Source organism: Paraglaciecola algarum, from assembly GCF_021532655.1.
Taxonomy (GTDB): Bacteria; Pseudomonadota; Gammaproteobacteria; order Enterobacterales; family Alteromonadaceae; genus Paraglaciecola; species Paraglaciecola algarum.
In genome coordinates, this window is the sequence record NZ_JAKGAS010000001.1 from 341,259 (window position 1) to 361,025 (window position 19,767).

Sequence of the window (19,767 nt, forward strand, 5' to 3'; positions counted from 1 at the left end):
AAGGGGCTCTATGTATTTTCACCAATTGTATTGTTAGTAGTAAGACTTTTAAAACGGCCTTCCATCACAAATAATGTGATTAAATAAATGCCAACAATAATGAAAGGAATAGTTACAAATCTGTTATCTGGGAAGGAAAACCAAAAGGTTAAAACCAAGACGGTGCGTGAGATTGTATGGAAGTATCCAACCCAATGTTGCACCGCCCAAGACCATGGCATCCACATTAACCCGGTTAAAATACCAACGGTAAGTGGTATCGAAGTGTAATCTTGTAGTGAAAATGGGATGGCAATAGCAAATACCAACATTGACATGACAAGACCTACCGTAAAAACGTGACTAAAAGCGTTGTTGGGTGTTTTCTTATTGAAAAAATCCTCTCCGGTTAGCTTTGAAATGGCCATTCCCAAATAAACTATGCTGCCACACCCAATCCACACCGACCAAATTTGCCACTCAATTGGCATTGTTAAACCTATTAGGCCAATTAAAGCCCAAATGATTGTGCCGGCGATAGGCATAGCAATAAATCGTTTTTGGGCAAAAGCAACACGTTGTTGTTCAAGTGTAAGTATTGAATTATTCATTTTAACCTCAGTTGATTGTTAACTTGGGATTATCTTATTCAATACTTCTTGAATATCTCAGTGCATTAGGTCATTAATTTGAGGTGACAATTGTCACCAATTACCTTCACCACTTATCTATTGTAGGATATCGATTGCTCGTCAGAATCAATTTTCAAACAACTCAGTACTAAAATAACGTTCGGCAGAATCCGCAAATATAGTCACGATATTTTTATCTTTGTTTTCTAATCGTCTGCCTACTTGAATCGCTGCATAAGCAGCAGCGCCTGAGGAAATCCCCACGGGGAGAGCTTCTACAAGGGCTAAGTTTCTAGCGTGATTAACAGCTTCAACGTCATCAACTGTGATGATTTCGTCGATTAAATCTAAGCTGAGTACCTCTGGTATATGACCAGAACTTAGTCCCTGTATTTTGTGTACACCGGCTTCTCCTTTACTTAATACAGGACAAGATGCCGGTTCAACAGCGATTATTTTTATATTTGGGTTTCTAACTTTTAAGGCTTTGGCTATACCAGTAATAGTGCCGCCTGTCCCGACACCTGCAATGAAAATATCTATATTGCCATTGGTATCACGCCAAATTTCTTGAGCGGTACTATTAAAATGCATATCCGGATTAGCTTGGTTGGCGAACTGATCAAGCATAACCGCATTGGGGTTTTGGCTGACTAATTCAGCTGCTTTGTCTATCGCCCCTTTGGTGCCTAGTTCTTTAGGTGTGATGACGACATTCGCGCCATAATGTTTAATTAGCTTTTGTCTTTCAATAGACATATGTTCTGGGATCACTATTGTCAGCTTGATGTTTTTCATGGCGCAGATCCACGCGCAAGCTACCCCATTGTTACCAGACGTGGGTTCTATTATTTCTGTTTTATCATTAAATTTCTTAGAGTTAACTAAAGCTTCAATCATAGCCAGAGCTGGGCGATCTTTGATTGAACCCGCAGGATTAAAATATTCTATTTTAGCTAAAATATTGGCTTGAACAGCAAAGCTACGTTTTAGTAGACTGAGTCGAACCAAAGGCGTGTTACCAACCGTTTGTAAGATGTTGTCGTAAATTTTTGTTGGTGGTTTACCAACAAACTTTAGGTCGCAGTCTTGGTTTCTAGGTTCTAATACTGGATCTTGCTTGTTTATCAGCTCGTTCATCTGTTTGTTTGCTCTAGATAATTTATATGGGTAACAGTGTGACAAAACGGTTAGGAAATATTTTTTGAAATACACTCTATTTTGTCGGTATGCTAGAATTTATTTCTAATATAGTTAAATTATTGGAAATAATTACCATGGATAGATTGGACGTTGAAATTCTTCGGTTATTACAACAAGATTCCACACAATCTGTTGCTGAAATAGCAGAGAAAGTCGGATTGAGCACAACGCCGTGTTGGCGGCGAATTCAAACCTTAGAAAAGCAGCAAGTGATTGATAAGCGGGTAGCGCTTTTAAACGCCGACAAATTGGGTTTAAACTTGACTGTGTTTGTACAAGTTAAAGCGGCCAAACATGATGTGGTTTGGTTAAATCAATTTGCGGAACATGCAAAAAATATTGAACAAATTGTCGAATTTTATCGAATGAGTGGCGAATATGACTATATGTTGAAAGTAGTGGTAGCAGACATGCAAGCCTTTGATGTATTTTATAAAAGGTTAGTGACAGGGATTGATTTATCAGATGTCACCTCAAGCTTCGCGATGGAACAAATTAAATATACAACGGCCTTGCCCGTTATTAGTTAGTGTTACAATTTAAGGGTTTTCATGCATTGGTATTCAATATTACCTCCTCTTATCGCCATAGTAGTGGTTTTTTGGCGCAAAGAAGTGATCCTAGCTTTAGTGCTGGCTATTTTTTCTTCAGAATTATTATTGGCTTTTCAAAATGAAACTGAAGTTTTATTTACTGCCTCAATTGGTTCAATTGAACGGGTGATTAGCATAGTCACTTCTGCCGGCAATAGTCGCATTCTCATTTTCAGTGTGTTAATTGGTGCCTTATTAGCTTACATGCGCCATTCTGGTGGGGTAACCGCAACAGTTGAAATGTTAATCAATAAAGGCATTGCTAATTCTAAAAAACGAGTAGGTTTACTCACCATGTTTACCGGCGTTGTGGTTTTTATTGAATCCAATTTAAGTGTGTTGGCTTCGGGGATTTTAGCCCGTGGATTATTTGATAAATTCAAAATGAGCCGAGCTCGTTTAGCTTATGTGATTGACAGTACTAGTGCGCCTATCTGTATTTTAATTTTATTAAATGGATGGGGCGCATTTATATTAGCTTTATTGAGTCAATATGACCTAGAACAAAGTGCGGTGTCGGTGTTGTGGGGAACCGTGCCTCTTAATTTTTATGCGATTATTGCCTTGTTGCTTGTGCTTTACACTATATTTAGTGACAAATTACATGGGCCAATGAAACAAGTTGAACTTGATTTACCTTTGTTAGAATCTGAACAAACTGCTGTAAAAGGCACGAAAGCCCGTTTTATGTTACTGCCGTTAGCCAGTATGATTTTCGGTATGATAGGGTTTATGTTTTACACTGGCAATGGCGACCTAACTAAAGGCAGTGGTAGTCAGTCGGTATTGTATGCCACTTTATTAGCCTTATTTGTGGCCTATATTTTATTGCTTTTGTCTAAGCGTTTTTCACACCAAGAACTGGTTGATACTGGTTTTAAGGGAATGGGCGAGATATTACCTTTAGTCACTATCGTGTTGTTTTCGTTAACATTAGGCGCAAGTTTAAAGGAGTTGGGTACAGGTGTGTTTGTTGCCAATATTGTAGGTGCTTATTTGCCATTGGTATTAGTCGTTCCTACCTTATTTCTGGCTGGGGCGGTTATGTCTTTTACCACAGGTACATCTTGGGGGACTTTTGCTATTTTGATCCCCATAGGTGTGCCTTTAATTCAAGCTCTAGGTTTACCTCCTTCTTTAGTTTTAGCGGCTATTTTAGGTGGGGGCATATTTGGTGATCATTGTTCGCCAATCTCCGACACTACTGCTGTGTCGTCTATTGCGTCTGGTTGTGACTTATTGACTCACGTCAGGACTCAAATGCCCTATGCACTAGTGGGTGGAGCGATAGCGTTTGTTTGTTATTTTGTTGCTAGTTTATTAATGATTTAGTTTTTTAATTGGTTTAGCTTTTTAACTAAATACGGATGTAGAATGAAGTTGTGTGATTTAACCTTAAAAAAAGTGTTCGTTTGGTTTAGCTTAAGTGTGGTTAGTCTTGTATTTACTGGTTGTAGTGAGTCGAGTTCTATTCAATCATCCCTTGGTCAATCAAGTAGTATTCAATCAAATGAGACATCTGTTAAACAGGCGGTTTCTAGTCAAAAAAACATTATACAAGAAAAACTAACACAAGCGGCCGTTGCCATGCCTGATAGTTTTAGTGCTGATATAGCTCAAAATATTTTGCAAAAAGGCGGGAATGCGGTAGATGCGGCTATCGCCGCGCAATTTGTGTTAGCAGTGACCTTACCTGAAGCAGGTAACATTGGTGGTGGTGGCTTTATGTTGATCCATAAAGATCAGCAAAATGATTTTATTGATTATCGTGAACAAGCGCCATTAGCCGCTCATAGAGATATGTATTTAGATGAAAATGGGGATGTTATTCCGTATCAATCCTTGATTGGGGTATTGTCGTCTGGGGTACCTGGTACAGTTGCAGGTATGTGGTTAGCTCATCAAAAATATGGCAGTTTACCATGGAAGGAATTAGTGCAACCGGCTGTGGATTTTGCTGAACATGGATTTAAAGTTCATCCCAAATTAGCTTCCTCAATTAAGCGACATACAGAGCGTTTGGCTGAACGTGGTTTTGAGGTCAATTTTGCCGATTATTTTGCTCAAGCCCAAGTAGATGAGACCTTTGTGCAAAGCGAATTGGCTGAAACCCTGAAACGAATTAGAGATGAAGGAAGAGACGGCTTTTATAAAGGTACAACAGCAAAAATTATTAGTGATTTTATGCGTAAAGAAAAGGGGTTAATCACCGAGCAGGACTTGTTATCTTATCAAGCTATTTCTCGAAAGCCTTTAAAAGCAAAATGGCGTGAATACGAGTTGTTGTCTGCTCCTCCACCTAGTTCTGGGGGCATTGCGATTATTCAATGGCTTAAAATGTATGACTTGATAAGTAACCAAGCATTTAACCAAGAAATAAAACACAATTCTGTTGAATATTTACATTTGTTAGCCGAGATAGGTAAGCGTGTATTTGCCGACAGAGCTGAATATTTGGGGGATCCGGATTTTGTAGATGTGCCGGTACAAGCTTTAATTGCTGATGATTACATTAAACAACGAAGTGTTGGCATTCAACTGGATAAAATTTCAGAAACGGACTCAATTAAGCCAGGACTGAAAGAAAGTGAACAAACTACCCACTTTTCTATTGTAGATAAGTGGGGGAATGCCGTATCCAATACCACCACTATTAATTTAGGTTATGGCAGTAGTGTAGTGGTGGAAGGTGCTGGTTTTTTGTTAAATGATGAAATGGATGATTTTAGTGCAAAACCTGGAGTGGCCAATGTATTTGGTGCTGTAGGTGGTAAAGCTAATGAAATTCAAGCGAAAAAACGTATGCTATCTTCTATGACACCCAGTATGGTATTAAAAGATGGTGAGGTTAATGTGGTGACTGGATCTCCAGGTGGCACAACTATTATTAGTTCTGTGTATTTGTCTATTCTCAGTGCCTTAGAATTTGATATGAGCGCTGAAGAGACAGTGAACAACCCTAGGTTTCATCATCAATTACTACCAAAAGATACTATCAGACACCACCCTGGTTTGAGTCAAGACGTGATTCAGACGTTACAGACTATGGGGTACAAATTGAGCGAAAGGCGATTTGGAGATATGCAGGTTATTATCAATCATAATGGTAAGCTTGACGCAGCGTCTGAAAACAGTGGTAGGGGGAAAGCTATTGTCTTTTAGACGGTTATTGTAAACTGGGTTAAAGATTGTCTGTTAGATTGTTTAGTGAGCCTTAATTAAGTGTTCAAAGAGAATATTTTGAAACTGTATATATTACACATCTTTAAAATAGTGGGATTGTTAGTATTTGCTTCATTGGCAAATGCTAATGATGCAGTGGATTTCTTAAAACAAGAAAACGTCAGAACTTACGATTGTCCCGATGATAAGGCGATCCCTCAGTTAGAAAACTTTTTGAACGATCCTAATATTGATGAAAATATACGTATAGATTTGCAAGTTTTTAAAGCCCACTGGTTAATCTGTGTAGGCAAAAATACGCCAGCTAAAGCCTTGTTAAATAGTATTGTAGAACAAGGTGTAATTGATAAAACATCCAGAAGTTATGCAAGTTTAACTTATCAGTTAGGCTTTATATTAGATGTGAATTCTGATCCGGCTAGATGTCAGTATTACCGAAAGTCTGAAAATTTAGCTAAAGGCAAGTTTAGTGATATTCATTTAAGCTCACAATTGGGATTAATGACTGTTTGTGACACCGAAAAACAGGATATAGGTATAAAACTGGGGCGCATGTTTTCGCTAGTTAAAAAATATTCGGAAACTAAGGATATTGCCTCTTTAGCCCACATTCACAACAATATCGGGCTTTTATATAGCTCCATAGGTCAAATGGGATTAGCAGCTGAGCAATATGAAAAATCATATCGATTAGGTTTAGGTGTGTATGAAGCTAAAAATAGTCTTGCTCCCATAATCAGCGTGATCAGTGCTTATACCGGCAGTGGAGACTTTGATAAAGCTGCGGAAATGATTGAAGAGTTACGCCAAGGTAATCTTAAAGTTAATACACCACTGACCAATAATTGGTATCACTATGCACAAAGTCGCCATAATTATCGCATTGGTGATTATGAAGCTATGCGCAAAAGTATGGCAAGTTGGCAGGTGTTTTTGCAGCAAATTTCCAATCAAACTTTATTGAAATTATATAATTGGTACAAAGCGGCACTTTGTTTAGAAGATAAAAACAAGCAATGTGTGCAAAAATTTTTAACTGACTTAGACAATCAAGATTCAAGTTATCCTTCTAGGATCACTAAACATATTCATTTCATTAGCTTTTTAGTAAAAGCGCATTTGTTTTTAGGCGACATTGAAGCTGCACAGAAAAGTTTTGAAATTTATGCAGACACAGTGAGTAAAAAGGAAAAAGCTCAGCAAGATTCAGCCAAAGTGTTAGGCGTGGCCAATTTACACAATGAAATTTTCTCCTTAGAAGAAAATTTAATTACAGCAGAACAAAAACGAGTTCAGTCGATAGTGGCTATTCTTGCTCTAATTGGATTTGTCATAGCCCTTACTTATTTAACTGTTGGTAGAAGTTATTTAAAATCTTTAACTACAGATAAATTAACAGGTTTGCAAAACGAACAAGCGGTTCTGTCTAACATTAAACGAGTAAAGACGCCGGTAAAAGGTAAAGTAAATGCTTTGGCTATATTTGATGTTACCAACTTTACTGAGGTTAATAGTCAGTTTGGAGACGCGGCAGGCGAAGCGCTTTTGATAAAAGTGGCTAAATGTTTAACTGATGTTACACGAGATCAAGATATAGTGGGTAGAATCAGAGCAGATCAATTTATTGTTTGCCTGAAAAGTGTGGAAGAACGTACGGCTAATGATTTTTTTCAGCGAATATTAGGCGCGTTAACGAGGTTAGCTGTCAATCAAGGTCGTGGCAATACTGTAAATATCCAGTCCAGTATGCATATTTATAGCACCGAGGGACGTTTTTCCGATTTAGATGATGTGTTGACTGAAATCAGAGATATGTTGCGTAGAAATAAAGGCGCGTAAAAATAATAGCGTGTAAAAACAATAGCGCGTAAAAATCACCTGAGATTAGCCCCCAAACCTGCATTTTGTAGTAAGTCCTGGTTACCAATGAAAATACTCTTACCTTTAAAATATTATGACGAAGCTGGCAAAGTAAAACCACCCACAGCCTTGTATTGGTGTGCATTATTTTTATGTCGAAGCATTATTATAATGATAGGTGCTGTGTCGTCCAAACAATATGGAAATGAAATACTCTCGTTGTTTTATACTGAAAAATATTATCTATATGTTCATTTAGTGATTGCTATTCCCACACTCGTTTCTGTTATTCTGATTGGGTTTAGGGAAAAAAGTGGTTTAACCAATCGGCCATGGATATATGATCTTATCCGTCCTTTGATAATTTTTTCTGTAATGGCTGATTTTGTCTTTCAAGTGTTTTTTGCCAACCTGCATCATTGGCAATTTTCATGGGTCATAGCTGTTACTTTACTGTTGGATAGCCTTTGTTTTTATTATTTAGCCAAAGATAAGCATTTAATTTATATGATCAAGGATTGGCGCTCAGTAACGACTTAAGCGCTAAACTTAATAAGGCCAGTAGCATATTATTGCAGGTTGTTGCTTAAGGCTTGTTCGTAATAGTTTTTAATACTGACTTGGCTGTCATTAACTAAACGTTGGTAAACTACCCCAGCAAAGGCGTAAGAGTTGCTTGCGTAATTTAATACCACGTATGGTGCATCGGGATTAGACTGATCATAATTCCATTCGCCTCCTACTTTTTTACGAAAAATTTCACCTACGTAAGCACCGTAAATATTACAAATAGTGAAAACAGCATCAGATTCTAACGCTTGGCTTTTGTATTTACCTAACCAGCTTAAAATAACGTCATCCACTAATTCTATGCTTTGTTCTGAGCCATCTAGCTCTAACTGGAACTCTTGGGATGTAGTGGTGATAGCATTTTCTGCACAATCTGCCATTAGCTCAGCTAGTTCACTTGAGGTCATTTGCATATGTAGTTCCTTGTTTTTTAAGGTTTTATCTATCTAGATTGGAATTATTGTGTCTTGTATTCATTGTATTGTCGATAAATATTCTACTTAGTGATTCCTAGTTAGGTAGATTATGTTTAAGCAATATCTTTTCGATCACTCGGGCAACGGCTACAAAACCAAATGTAGCAGTGACTGCGACAGCCGCACCAAAGCCGGTGTTACAGTCTAATTTTACACTGCCATCGGTTAAGGTTTTTTTATTACACACGCTACCATCTGCTTGAGGGTAACGTAATTGCTCCGTGGAATATACGCAATCAACGGCAAACCGCCGTTTAGGGTTAGTGGTAAAGTTATAAAAACGTCTTAATTCAGAGCGTAGTTTAGAGGCTAGCGGGTCTTGTATGGTTTTGGTTAAATCCGTGACAGCTATTTGTGTCGGGTCAATTTGGCCACCTGCGCCACCTATGGTGATGACAGGGATTTTATTGCGTTTACAATGCGCCACTATAGCCGCTTTAGCTTTAATACTATCAGTGGCATCCACAACATAATCAAATTGGTTATTGATTAATTCAAATACGTTTTCTGGAGTGACAAAGTCTTCAATTGTATTAACTTCGCAATCGGGATTAATTAATTTTATCCGCTGCGCCATAACATCCACTTTGGCTTCGCCGATAGTCGTTGCCAAAGCATGAATTTGACGGTTAGTATTAGTCACGCATAAATCGTCTAAATCTATTAGCGTTATCTTACCAATAGCTGTGCGAGCCAAACCTTCAGCCACCCATGAACCGACTCCACCGATCCCCACAATACATACATGAGATTGTTGTAAAACCTGGGTTTCATTGTGTCCATATAGACGTTTGGTTCCACCAAATCTTTGTTTCGTGTTGGGCATCTCGCTCATAAAAGTATTAGGACTCGTATTGCTGGTTATTAATTTCTCTACTTAGAATTATATCAGTGGCAGTAAGTGAACCCAATCAAGAACTCCATATTTATAAAATTCAAATGAAAGTATTAATTTATATGACTTTAATTGTAACTCTATGTTGAATATCGGTCTGAGCTTTAATACTATTCTGTGCAAATAATTTAATCGCTGTTAACGAAAGTCATTTGTTAACCTTGGTTCTGCGAAAAAACTAATATATGAAAAGGATAGTGAATGAAACCTGTTGTTTTAGCTGGTGGAAGTGGAAGTCGATTGTGGCCTAAATCTAGGGCTGCATTACCAAAACAGTTTTTAAGTTTGACCAGTGATTTGACCATGTTGCAAGATACTATTGCTAGGTTAGACGGTGCTAAGGCTGAACAGCCTATTGTGATTTGCAATGAAGCCCATCGCTTTTTAGTGGCAGAACAATTGCGTCAACAAGATGTTGCACACGGTGGTATTTTATTAGAGCCAATGGGCCGAAATACCGCGCCAGCTATTGCTTTAGCTGCTTTGCATGCGTCTTTAGATGGTGAAGATCCTACCTTACTTATTCTAGCGGCAGATCACTTAATTAGTGATGCACCTGCTTTTCATGCTGCAATCGAACATGCTGAAGTGTTAGCAGAGCAGGGTAAGTTAGTCACTTTTGGCATAGTGCCTGATTCAGCCCATACAGGTTATGGATATATTCAACGTGGAAGCAATGTTTCAGGCGTTGATATAGGTTTTGATGTAGCAAGTTTCGTAGAAAAACCAAATTTAGCTACCGCACAAAACTATGTTGATTCTGGTAAATATTACTGGAACAGCGGTATGTTCATGTTTAAGGCCAGTCGTTATCTGCAAGAGTTAGAAAAATACAATCCTGAAATGTTAGTTATCTGTAAAAAAGCCATTGCTTCTGAATCAAAAGATTTGGAATTTGTGCGCGTAGATGCAGATACTTTTGTACATTGCCCTGATGATTCTATCGATTATGCTGTGATGGAAAAAACAGATTCTGCCTGTGTTGTGCCGCTAGATGCAGGATGGAGCGATGTAGGTAGTTGGTCTTCTTTATGGGAAACGGCCAAGCAAAAAGATGCAAATAATAACGTGATAATAGGTGATGCGATTTTAGATGGCGTTAGCAATAGTTATATCAATTCAGAACAACGTTTGATCTCAGTAGTGGGGTTGGACGACGTAGTTGTGGTTGAAACCAAAGATGCAGTTTTGGTGGCCAGCAAAGATAAAGTTCAAGACATCAAAAATGTGGTGAATAAGCTTAAAGCTGAAAAACGCCCAGAGTGGGAATTCCATCGTGAAGTATTCCGTCCTTGGGGAAGTTACGATTCGATCGACAATGGCGAACGTTTCCAAGTGAAACGTATTACGGTTAAACCAGGTGAAAAGTTATCAGTGCAAATGCATCACCACAGAGCTGAACATTGGATTGTAGTAGCCGGTACCGCTAAAGTGACTAACGGTGAAGAAACTTTATTACTCTCTGAAAACCAATCAACTTATATTCCTATTGGTGTGGTCCATGCTCTAGAAAATCCAGGTAAAATTCCCCTAGAGTTAATAGAAGTGCAATCTGGTACTTACCTTGGTGAAGATGACATCGTCAGATTTTCAGACCGCTATGGTAGAGTTGAGTCTAAGTAGCTGATAAACATAGCAACAAATTACTAAATTAGGGTAATCAATAAATTGAATAAAATTACATGTTTTAAAGCTTACGATATTCGAGGCAAGTTGATTGAACAACTTGATGAACAAGTTGCCTATCGAATAGGCAGAGCTTTTACTGAATACATGCAGGCTAAGACAGTAGTGGTAGGCGGTGACGTACGCTTAACCTCCGAACCTTTAAAACTAGCCTTAACCGCTGGTTTGATTGATGGCGGGGCAACCGTTACCGACTTAGGCATGACAGGTACCGAAGAGATCTACTTTGCTACTAAACATTTAGGTGTTGATGGTGGCATAGAAGTGACTGCTAGCCATAACCCAATCGATTATAACGGTATGAAGTTAGTCAAAACTGACTCTAAGCCGGTAAGTGGAGATACTGGCTTATTTGCTATTCGCGATTTAGCCGAAACCTATGCTCAAGAATTAGTGCAAACACGACTTGAATTTTATTCAAACAGCTTAGTATCAACAGGTGATTTTATTGCCGGACAAGCGTCTGTGCTCGTAGAAAAACTTTCTGCCAGTGGTTTGTATCATCCATTGAACAATATGCCTGACTATGTTGAGCATATGTTGTCGTATATTAAAACTGACAATATCACGCCACTTAAACTCGTGGTAAATGCAGGTAATGGCGCAGCAGGCAGTGCTCTTGATGCAATTGAAGCTGCACTAAAAAAACAAAATGTGCCGATTGAATTTATTAAAATTCATCATACACCAGATGGCAGTTTTCCTAATGGTATTCCTAACCCTTTGTTACCTGAAAGTCGAGCAGATACAGCCAATGCGGTAATTGAGCATAAAGCCGATATGGGCATAGCGTGGGACGGAGATTTTGATCGTTGTTTTTTATTCGATGAAAATGGTGATTTTGTTGAAGGTTATTATATCGTTGGTTTATTAGCCAAAGCCTTCTTGGATAAAGATCCGGGTTCTAAAATCATTTACGATCCAAGAGTGTATTGGAATACTGAAGATATAGTGACATCTGCAGGTGGTGTGCCAATTAAAAGTAAAACCGGTCATGCGTTTATCAAAGAACGTATGCGTGCAGATGACGCGGTTTATGGTGGCGAAATGAGTGCCCATCATTACTTCCGTGATTTTGCTTATTGCGATTCTGGCATGATCCCTTGGTTGTTGGTTGCAGAGTTATTATGTACAACCAAAAAACCTTTATCTCAGTTAGTTAAAGAGCGTATTGCAGCGTTCCCGTCTTCTGGCGAAATTAACAGTACATTGGTTGATCCTGATGCGTCGATTAAGTCTGTGTTAGATAAATATGAAGCGCAAGCAACCGTGGTCGATTATACAGATGGTATTGGCCTAGAGTTCGGCACATGGCGCTTTAACCTACGTAAATCAAACACCGAGCCGGTAGTGCGACTAAACGTAGAATCCAAAGGTGACATCGCCCTGATGGAAGAAAAAACCAAAGAGTTATTAGCGCTGTTGAAGTAGGCGAGTGACTATTGTTAACTCATAGCCCAGCTATTTAGCTGGGCTTTTTGTTATCTCTATATACAATATAAATATGACGGTAAATCACGTAACTATGTATAAGTATAAACATGGAAAGTTATCACATTGAATTTAAACAGGTTTAATCACAAGTCTAAAAAATATTACAGGTACGATGCAATTGCTGGAGGAAAATCGTAATTGTAAATGTCCGAAATCTCAGTTGAGCCAACATACATTATATTTTAATCAATGGCGCAGCCATGCTTTTGATTTACTCGCGACTGAAACTTTCCCTAAAAATACCGATTCTTGTCGAATGTCCAAATATGGACATCTGCGACAAGGGCATCCTTTATAGAATTGAGGCGGCTTATGCCCGTTTCGACATTTAAGAATAGGTCTTTTTAGATTAGGAAAGTTTGTGGAGCAAATGACCTTTTGGTTACTTTTGAGTCTTTTTAAAAGTAACTGGTGCGGCATGGACGCCGTATCAAAAACCTCAGGAAGACGGTGAATGAAGTGAATAATCTTAGTTCGCGTAGCGTATACCCAGCGGCACAGCCGTTCATTGTTCACGAAGTGAATGTTTTATCGCCAAAAAAATGCCCAACTACTAGCTGGGCATTTTTGTTTTATTAGTATGCAATTTCAATTAGATTTTTGCATTAATAAGTAAAGGTTAAGGAATAAACTTACCCACATCTTCGCCAGCTGCCTGTTTGTCTGCATGATAGCTTGAACGCACCATAGGCCCACAAGCGGCATGGCTAAAGCCAAGCTCTTTTGCAACAAGTTCGAGTTCGTTAAACTCATCTGGGTGTACATAACGTTTAAGGGGGTAATGGTGTTTACTCGGTTGTAAATATTGCCCTAAGGTTAACATTTCTACATCGTGTGCACGCAAGTCTTTTAACACTTCGGCGATTTCTTGTTTGTTTTCACCCATGCCCATCATTAAACCAGATTTGGTTGGAATACCTGGGTGTTGTGCTTTGAATTTTTTCAATAAATCTAAAGACCATTGATAGTTAGCACCAGGTCTACATTCACGATACAAGCTAGGTATGGTTTCTAAATTATGGTTGAACACGTCTGGTGGGCTTTGTTTTAGTATTTCTAAAGCTCTGTCCATACGGCCTCTAAAATCGGGTACTAATACTTCAATTTTAGTGCTTGGGCTATGTTCACGAATAGCGGATATACAATCCACAAAGTGTTGTGCGCCACCGTCTCTTAAATCGTCACGATCCACTGAAGTGATCACCACATATTTAAGTTTCATTTCGGCTATGGTTTTACCTAATTTTTCAGGCTCTTCTGCACTAGGTGGTAAAGGTTTCCCGTGGGCAACATCACAAAATGGGCAGCGACGTGTACATATGTCACCTAAAATCATAAAGGTGGCGGTGCCGTGATTAAAACATTCTGCTAAGTTAGGGCAGCTTGCTTCTTCACAAACAGAATGTAAGTTATTTTTGCGTAGTGTTTTTTTTATATGATCGATACGATCTGTGGAACTGGGTAACCTAATTTTAATCCATTCAGGCTTACGTAACATTTCCGCCTTTTCGGTGGGAATAATGGTTACTGGAATGTGTTTAACTTTTTCGTCATCTCGAAGTTTTACTCCGGCTTGAGTACGTGAATTAGTCATTAAAGCCTTCTTTAAATTCTGTCTGGGTGATACCTATTGAGGTACATAAAAACTGCGTTATTTTAGCGCTTGCTTCAATTAAGGTTTTTGGGCCATTTAATTGAGCGCAATCTACCATTTCTAAACCGGCATAACCACAAGGATTAATTCGTTGAAACGGTTTTAAATCCATATTGACGTTGAGGGCCAATCCATGAAACGAACAGCCCTTACGAATTCGTAAGCCGATGGAACATATTTTTTTTTGCTCCACATACACGCCAGGGGCATCAGCCTTTGGATAAGCATCGATATCATAATCGGCTAACATACTAACAATAGATTGTTCTAGGGCTGTGACGAGTGTTCTGACCCCTAATTTGTGCCGTTTAAGGTTGAGTAAAACGTACATCATTTGTTGTCCTGGGCCGTGATAAGTCACTTGGCCGCCACGGTCAACTTGTACCACAGGGATATCACCTGGCATTAATACATGTTCTGCTTTGCCGGCTTGGCCTTGAGTAAACACAGGTTCATGTTCAACTAACCAAATCTCGTCTGGTGTATCAGCAGTTCTATGGTTAGTGAAATCCTGCATTTTTTGCCAAATAGGCAAATAGGCTTGTAAACCTAGTTGTCTAATAATCAGTGGTGGTATCAAAAGTTGTCCAAAAAAGCCTGTAAAAGTAGTTTAAAAAATAATTAAAGTACTACTTTTACCAATTCGAGTTTTGCTAGTTCAACGTACAAGGTTTCCATATGTTCTTTGCTAGTAACTTGTACACTGACCGACAAAGAGTGGTAGTTACCTTTAGAGCTAGGTTTTAATGTCGGCGCATAATCACCGGGTGCATGGCTTTGAATACATGTCACCACAACATCTGTAAGATCTTCATGGGCTAGGCCAAGCACCTTAAACGTTTGGTGGCAGGGAAAATCTAAAAGTTCGTCAAAATGTGTTTTCATATTTCTATATCAATTCCAAGTAAATTACAGATTAAAGCCAAGCTTTAATTTAATGTAATCTGTCATGCGGTCTATCAGTCCACCTTCTTTAACTTCTTGTAATGCCACAAGAGGGTACTCAGCTATGTCTTCACCTTCAATTTGCAAATACAGTTTGCCGACCACTTCACCTTTGGCAATGGGGGCTTCAAGGTTTTTATCTAGCTTAAAGTTGGCTTCTAAATTTTTGCTTTGACCTCTTGGAATATTAATTGGGGTATCTTGTAAAATACCTAAATCAACGGTTTCTTTGTCGCCCATATAAATTCGGTGAGATACAAAACTATCACCGGCTTTGTATGGGGTAATGGTTTCATAAAAACGAAAACCATATTTAAGCAGTTTTTTATTTTCAACCTTACGGGCTCTTTCGCTATCTGTGCCCATAACAACTGAAACTAAACGCATGTCCCCTTGTGTTGCAGAGGTTATTAAGCTGTAGCCAGCATCAGATGTATGGCCAGTTTTTATTCCGTCAACATTTAAGCTTTTATCCCATAACAAACCATTACGATTGTATTGTTTAATGTTGTTAAAGGTGAATTCTTTTTCTGCGTAAATGGCATATTCTTCAGGTACATCTTTTATTAATGCTTTCGCCAAAATCGCCATGTCTCTTGGGGTAGTGTAGTGATCTCCATCGTGTAATCCATGACTGTTTACAAAATGAGTGGAAGTCATACCCAGCTTTTCAGCATGCATATTCATCATGCTGGCAAACGCATCTTCACTACCTGCAATATGTTCAGCCATAGCCACACACGCATCGTTACCTGATTGGATGATGATCCCGCGGTTAAGGTCTGCAACTGATACTTTCTTACCTACTTCGATAAACATCTTAGAAGAATCAGGGAAGTTCTTACTCCAAGCGTTTTCAGAAATAGTCACTAAGTCGGTTTCTTTAATATTGCCCGCTAAAATCTCTTGACCAATTACATAACTGGTCATCATTTTAGTCAAACTCGCAGGGGGAATTTGCATGTCAGCATTTTGTTCTGCGATCACATTACCAGTTTGGAAGTCTAAAAGGATAAAACCTTTTGCTGTTACACTTGGGGCGGGTGGAATAACCACAGCTGCTGATGCGGAAAAGATTATAGCGCTGAGTGTGACACTAGTTAAAATTACTTTGAAATATTTTTTTGGGTTAAACATTAAACTACCATTTTGAAAAGTTCTTAGAAATTAGGAATAAATGGGTAACTAAGCGTTACGAAAATCTAGCTGCAATATAGCACTTTGAGTGATAAATTACTGCCTTCAACATAAAAAAAATACTTGTATTTGGGGCTGTTGATCTTTGGTGCATAAATATTGTTCAAACTAAACGCTTTTTAATTGAGGCGCTGACTTACAGGCTTTACTCACTTAAAAAGCGGCGGATTAAGTCAAAAGTCAGAAACAAAAAGTAAAAAGCGTTTAGGCAGACCTACTTTCTTAAAACAAATGACGCAGCGTTTGTGCAATATTTCTACTGCTTCAGCACTCACTCATGTAAAACAACTACACCACTCTCGTGCTTCGTTGTATAAATACCTCACAATTCGCTGCAAAAATATACACCAACGTTCAACAGCCCCTTCACAAGATATTTTTCATTATGACTTGTTAATATGACTCTAGGATACTGGAAAAGTTTAATTGACATCAATGGGGTAAGCACTTGGAAATTCTTTACGTTTAAGTTTTTCTAATATCTTAGGTAAATTTATATGTTCACCAAGTGGCCCTAACTGCAATTTGTATATGCTTCCTGTATACAAAATTCTGTAGGGAAGCTGATATTGGGCAGATATTTTCTTGGCCAAATGCTCAATACTTTGTTTGTTTTTTAATGCCACGACTTGGATATATCTAGATTGCTTTTGGTGGTTTAGATTTTTGATAGGTGTTTGTTTACCTATGGTAATTTTTCCCTCAGGTGAAACATGGATCACATCCAATTTTACATTGCCGACACCGGTTTTGAGTATATCTAGCTTTAGGGCCGCTGCGTATGATAAGTCGACAATCCGATTGAAATGAAATGGCCCGCGGTCATTCACTCTAACCACCACTTGTTTGCCATTATCTAAATTAGTTATTCGGGCATAGGAAGGAAGAGGTAAAGTTTTATGGGCGGCAGACATTTGATACATATCATAAATTTCGCCGTTAGATGTTTTATGACCATGAAATTTTTGCCCATACCAACTGGCTTGGCCTGTGTCCGTATATCCTAAACCTGACAAAAGCGGTTGGTAATTCACACCCCTAACATTATAAGGTCTCAAGTTTGCAGGGGCGTATGGTTCATATCTTGGGATAGCATCTTTTGTTGTGACATATTCAGGCACAATTTTAGGTGCAGAGTCTTGATGCTGGTAGTAGCGGCCTTTGGGGGCGCAGGCACCAATACTCAGGCACAAAATTATACACAGTAATTTACGACTTAGTTGCAGCATTTTTGAATCAATTAACGTTATGCATGGCTAGTTTTAATTGCTCACTAAATTGGAATACAGCCATGGCATAAAGTGGGCTGTGGTTATATCGAGTGATGGTATAAAAATTAGGTAAACCTACCCAGTATTCGTTTTTTGTAGGTTGTTTGAACTTAAGTAATTTCACTTTCTGTTTAGCATTAAGCTGAGTTCCATTGAGCATCACGCCATTTGATTCCAGTTGTTGCCAAGTGTGTTTGAACTTTAGAGATTTAGATAAATAATCAGTATAATTACTACCTGAAACTTCAGCCTTAAAAGCGATATCTTGGTTCTTTTTCCAACCATGCTTTTTGAAATAATTAGCTACACTGCCAATGGCATCAACTGGATTGTTAAGTAAATCCCGAATTCCATCTCCATCAAAATCAACGGCGTAATGGCGATAACTAGAAGAAATAAATTGTCCCCAGCCCATAGCACCAGCGTATGAGCCCTTTAATTGAGTGATGTCAAACTTCTCTTCTTGAGCCAACAAAAATAGTTGGGCTAATTCACTTCTAAAAAATGTGGCTCTGGGCGGGTAGTAAAAGCCAAGTGTGGTCAATGCATCCAGTACAGAGTATTTACCCATGTAACTGCCGTAAAAGGTTTCGATACCGATTATCGCGACAATGATTTGGGCAGGCACACCCGTTTGTTGTTCTGCTCTTTGTAATGAGTGTTGGTGTTCTTGCCAAAACGCTAAGCCTTTGGCTAAACGTTTTTCAGTTAAAAATATAGGGTAGTACTGGTGCCAAGGTTTAGCTTCCCAGGGTTTAGCAATGGATTCTAATATTTTGGTATTTTTACTTGATTTGGCCAAGGTCGCTTCAATATAATTTCGCTCAAATTTGTGCTCCTTGACCATAGTGTCAATAAACTGGAGTTGAAGTACTTCGGGGGAGGCTGAAATAGCGGATACTGAATAAGATAAAACAATAAGTAAACCAAACTGCAAAACTTTCATACTTTTCCTTTTATACGTACAGCAGATGAATACGTTAACGCAAGGTCATAAAATGGGTGTATTTAGACTCTAGACATAATTCGTTTTTGTGTGCTGATGGCCATTAAAATTCCAAAACCAGCTAGCAGGGTTACCATAGATGTTCCACCATAACTGACAAGCGGCAGTGGCACGCCAACTACTGGCAATATTCCCGACACCATGCCCATATTAACAAACACATATACAAAAAACGTTAAGGTAATGCTGCCTCCTAAAATTTTGCTAAAGGCATCTTGAGCGCGAATTGAAATTAACATGCCGCGGATAACAATAAATGCATATATGGCGAGTAATCCGGCTACTCCCCAAAGTCCAAACTCTTCACTAAACACCGCAAATATAAAATCTGTATGGCGCTCTGGTAAAAATTCTAATTGGGATTGAGTACCTTGCAACCAGCCTTTGCCTTGTGTGCCGCCAGAGCCAATGGCTATTTGAGATTGAATTATGTGGTAGCCAGAGCCCAGCGGATCGCTTTCTGGGTTGAGGAAAGTTAGCACACGCTGTTTTTGATAATCCTGCATTAGAAAATACCACATAATGGGCGTGAAGCCAGAAGCCGCCACTGCGATAAATGAAATAAGTTTCCAACTCATACCCGCTAAAAATAAGGCAAATACTCCTGAACTGGCAATTAGTAAAGATGTGCCAAGATCCGGTTGTTTAGCTATTAACAAGGTTGGCACAGCCACTAGGCCAAAACCGGCTAATATATGGATTAATTTGGGGGGTAAGTTGAAACGACTGACATACCAAGCCACCATCATAGGTACAGCTAATTTCATGATTTCTGACGGTTGGAAACGGGTAATGCCTAAATCCAACCAACGTTGTGCGCCTTTACTGGATACCCCAACCACTAGCACTGCAATTAACATTGCTATACCTACAATATAAAAATAAATGGATACTTTTTGGTAGGTAATAGTTGGAATTTGCGCGACCACTATCATCACGCCCAATGCAACAGCTAATCGAATTAATTGCCGTTGGATCAAATTAATGTCTTGCCCGCCAGCCGAATAAATAGTGAATAAACCTACTACCATCAATACTACTAAGCCCATTAATAATGGTCCGTCACAATGGATTTTGTTAAAAAATGAGCGGTTATTTGGCTCTAATTTTGTTCTAAGCATGG

General features: G+C 38.8%; 18 protein-coding genes. 7 read left to right on the forward strand and 11 right to left on the reverse strand.

Going from position 1 to position 19,767, the window contains the following annotated elements; genetic code table 11:
* Window positions 1-8: 8 nt before the first annotated feature.
* Together L0668_RS01470 and cysK are read right to left on the reverse strand one after the other, a co-directional pair.
* The gene (locus L0668_RS01470; protein WP_235310283.1) at window positions 9-590 is read right to left on the reverse strand and encodes a DUF7010 family protein; all 582 of its coding nucleotides are present in this window, start codon (window positions 588-590) and stop codon (window positions 9-11) included.
* 147 nt (window positions 591-737) lie between these two features.
* A complete protein-coding gene (gene cysK / locus L0668_RS01475; RefSeq protein WP_235310284.1) occupies window positions 738-1,751 on the reverse strand; it encodes a cysteine synthase A in 1,014 nt (337 codons plus the stop codon).
* Window positions 1,752-1,888: 137 nt separating this feature from the next.
* Here cysK and L0668_RS01480 point away from each other — a divergent pair, with 137 nt between their 5' ends.
* The 5 genes from L0668_RS01480 to L0668_RS01500 all read left to right on the forward strand — a co-directional run bounded on the left by L0668_RS01480 (window position 1,889) and on the right by L0668_RS01500 (window position 7,990).
* Complete coding sequence (locus L0668_RS01480) at window positions 1,889-2,344, forward strand: Lrp/AsnC family transcriptional regulator (RefSeq protein ID WP_235310285.1); 456 nt, start codon at window positions 1,889-1,891, stop codon at window positions 2,342-2,344.
* A 21-nt stretch (window positions 2,345-2,365) separates the two neighbouring features.
* A complete protein-coding gene (locus L0668_RS01485) occupies window positions 2,366-3,739 on the forward strand; it encodes a Na+/H+ antiporter NhaC family protein (protein WP_235310286.1) in 1,374 nt (457 codons plus the stop codon).
* A gap of 42 nt (window positions 3,740-3,781) precedes the next feature.
* On the forward strand, window positions 3,782-5,569 hold the full coding sequence (gene ggt / locus L0668_RS01490) for a gamma-glutamyltransferase (RefSeq protein ID WP_235310287.1): 1,788 nt from the start codon (window positions 3,782-3,784) through the stop codon (window positions 5,567-5,569).
* A gap of 78 nt (window positions 5,570-5,647) precedes the next feature.
* Window positions 5,648-7,429, forward strand: a complete 1,782-nt coding sequence (locus L0668_RS01495) for a tetratricopeptide repeat-containing diguanylate cyclase (RefSeq protein ID WP_235310288.1) — start codon at window positions 5,648-5,650, stop codon at window positions 7,427-7,429.
* An 87-nt stretch (window positions 7,430-7,516) separates the two neighbouring features.
* Window positions 7,517-7,990, forward strand: a complete 474-nt coding sequence (locus tag L0668_RS01500) for a DUF2919 domain-containing protein (protein WP_235310289.1) — start codon at window positions 7,517-7,519, stop codon at window positions 7,988-7,990.
* A gap of 29 nt (window positions 7,991-8,019) precedes the next feature.
* Here L0668_RS01500 and L0668_RS01505 read toward each other — a convergent pair whose 3' ends face one another.
* Window positions 8,020-8,433 (reverse strand): hypothetical protein, encoded by a 414-nt coding sequence (locus L0668_RS01505; protein WP_235310290.1) that lies wholly within the window; start codon window positions 8,431-8,433, stop codon window positions 8,020-8,022.
* Between the two features lie 97 nt (window positions 8,434-8,530).
* The gene (tcdA, locus tag L0668_RS01510) at window positions 8,531-9,322 is read right to left on the reverse strand and encodes a tRNA cyclic N6-threonylcarbamoyladenosine(37) synthase TcdA (RefSeq protein WP_235310291.1); all 792 of its coding nucleotides are present in this window, start codon (window positions 9,320-9,322) and stop codon (window positions 8,531-8,533) included.
* A 270-nt stretch (window positions 9,323-9,592) separates the two neighbouring features.
* Here tcdA and L0668_RS01515 point away from each other — a divergent pair, with 270 nt between their 5' ends.
* Together L0668_RS01515 and L0668_RS01520 are read left to right on the forward strand one after the other, a co-directional pair.
* The gene (locus L0668_RS01515; RefSeq protein WP_235310292.1) at window positions 9,593-11,014 is read left to right on the forward strand and encodes a mannose-1-phosphate guanylyltransferase/mannose-6-phosphate isomerase; all 1,422 of its coding nucleotides are present in this window, start codon (window positions 9,593-9,595) and stop codon (window positions 11,012-11,014) included.
* Window positions 11,015-11,059: 45 nt separating this feature from the next.
* On the forward strand, window positions 11,060-12,508 hold the full coding sequence (locus tag L0668_RS01520; RefSeq protein WP_235310293.1) for a phosphohexomutase domain-containing protein: 1,449 nt from the start codon (window positions 11,060-11,062) through the stop codon (window positions 12,506-12,508).
* Between the two features lie 682 nt (window positions 12,509-13,190).
* On the opposite strand, the gene lipA is transcribed toward L0668_RS01520, so the two are convergent.
* The 7 genes from lipA to rodA all read right to left on the reverse strand — a co-directional run bounded on the left by lipA (window position 13,191) and on the right by rodA (window position 19,765).
* Window positions 13,191-14,165: a lipoyl synthase gene (gene lipA / locus L0668_RS01525; RefSeq protein WP_235310294.1), complete on the reverse strand. Its 975-nt coding sequence runs from the start codon at window positions 14,163-14,165 to the stop codon at window positions 13,191-13,193.
* Window positions 14,158-14,742: a lipoyl(octanoyl) transferase LipB gene (gene lipB, locus L0668_RS01530; RefSeq protein WP_235310681.1), complete on the reverse strand. Its 585-nt coding sequence runs from the start codon at window positions 14,740-14,742 to the stop codon at window positions 14,158-14,160. Before lipB ends, lipA begins: the two co-directional genes overlap by 8 nt.
* A 104-nt stretch (window positions 14,743-14,846) precedes the next feature.
* Window positions 14,847-15,110 carry a DUF493 family protein YbeD gene (gene ybeD, locus L0668_RS01535; RefSeq protein ID WP_235310295.1) on the reverse strand — a complete coding sequence of 88 codons (264 nt, stop codon included), beginning with the start codon at window positions 15,108-15,110 and terminating at the stop codon, window positions 14,847-14,849.
* Window positions 15,111-15,134: 24 nt separating this feature from the next.
* Window positions 15,135-16,307 carry a serine hydrolase gene (locus L0668_RS01540; protein WP_235310296.1) on the reverse strand — a complete coding sequence of 391 codons (1,173 nt, stop codon included), beginning with the start codon at window positions 16,305-16,307 and terminating at the stop codon, window positions 15,135-15,137.
* Window positions 16,308-16,789: 482 nt separating this feature from the next.
* Complete coding sequence (locus L0668_RS01545) at window positions 16,790-17,596, reverse strand: septal ring lytic transglycosylase RlpA family protein (RefSeq protein WP_235310297.1); 807 nt, start codon at window positions 17,594-17,596, stop codon at window positions 16,790-16,792.
* Window positions 17,597-17,603: 7 nt separating this feature from the next.
* Window positions 17,604-18,584 (reverse strand): lytic murein transglycosylase B, encoded by a 981-nt coding sequence (gene mltB, locus L0668_RS01550; RefSeq protein WP_235310298.1) that lies wholly within the window; start codon window positions 18,582-18,584, stop codon window positions 17,604-17,606.
* Between the two features lie 62 nt (window positions 18,585-18,646).
* Window positions 18,647-19,765: a rod shape-determining protein RodA gene (gene rodA, locus L0668_RS01555; RefSeq protein ID WP_235310299.1), complete on the reverse strand. Its 1,119-nt coding sequence runs from the start codon at window positions 19,763-19,765 to the stop codon at window positions 18,647-18,649.
* Between the last annotated feature and the right edge of the window lie 2 nt (window positions 19,766-19,767).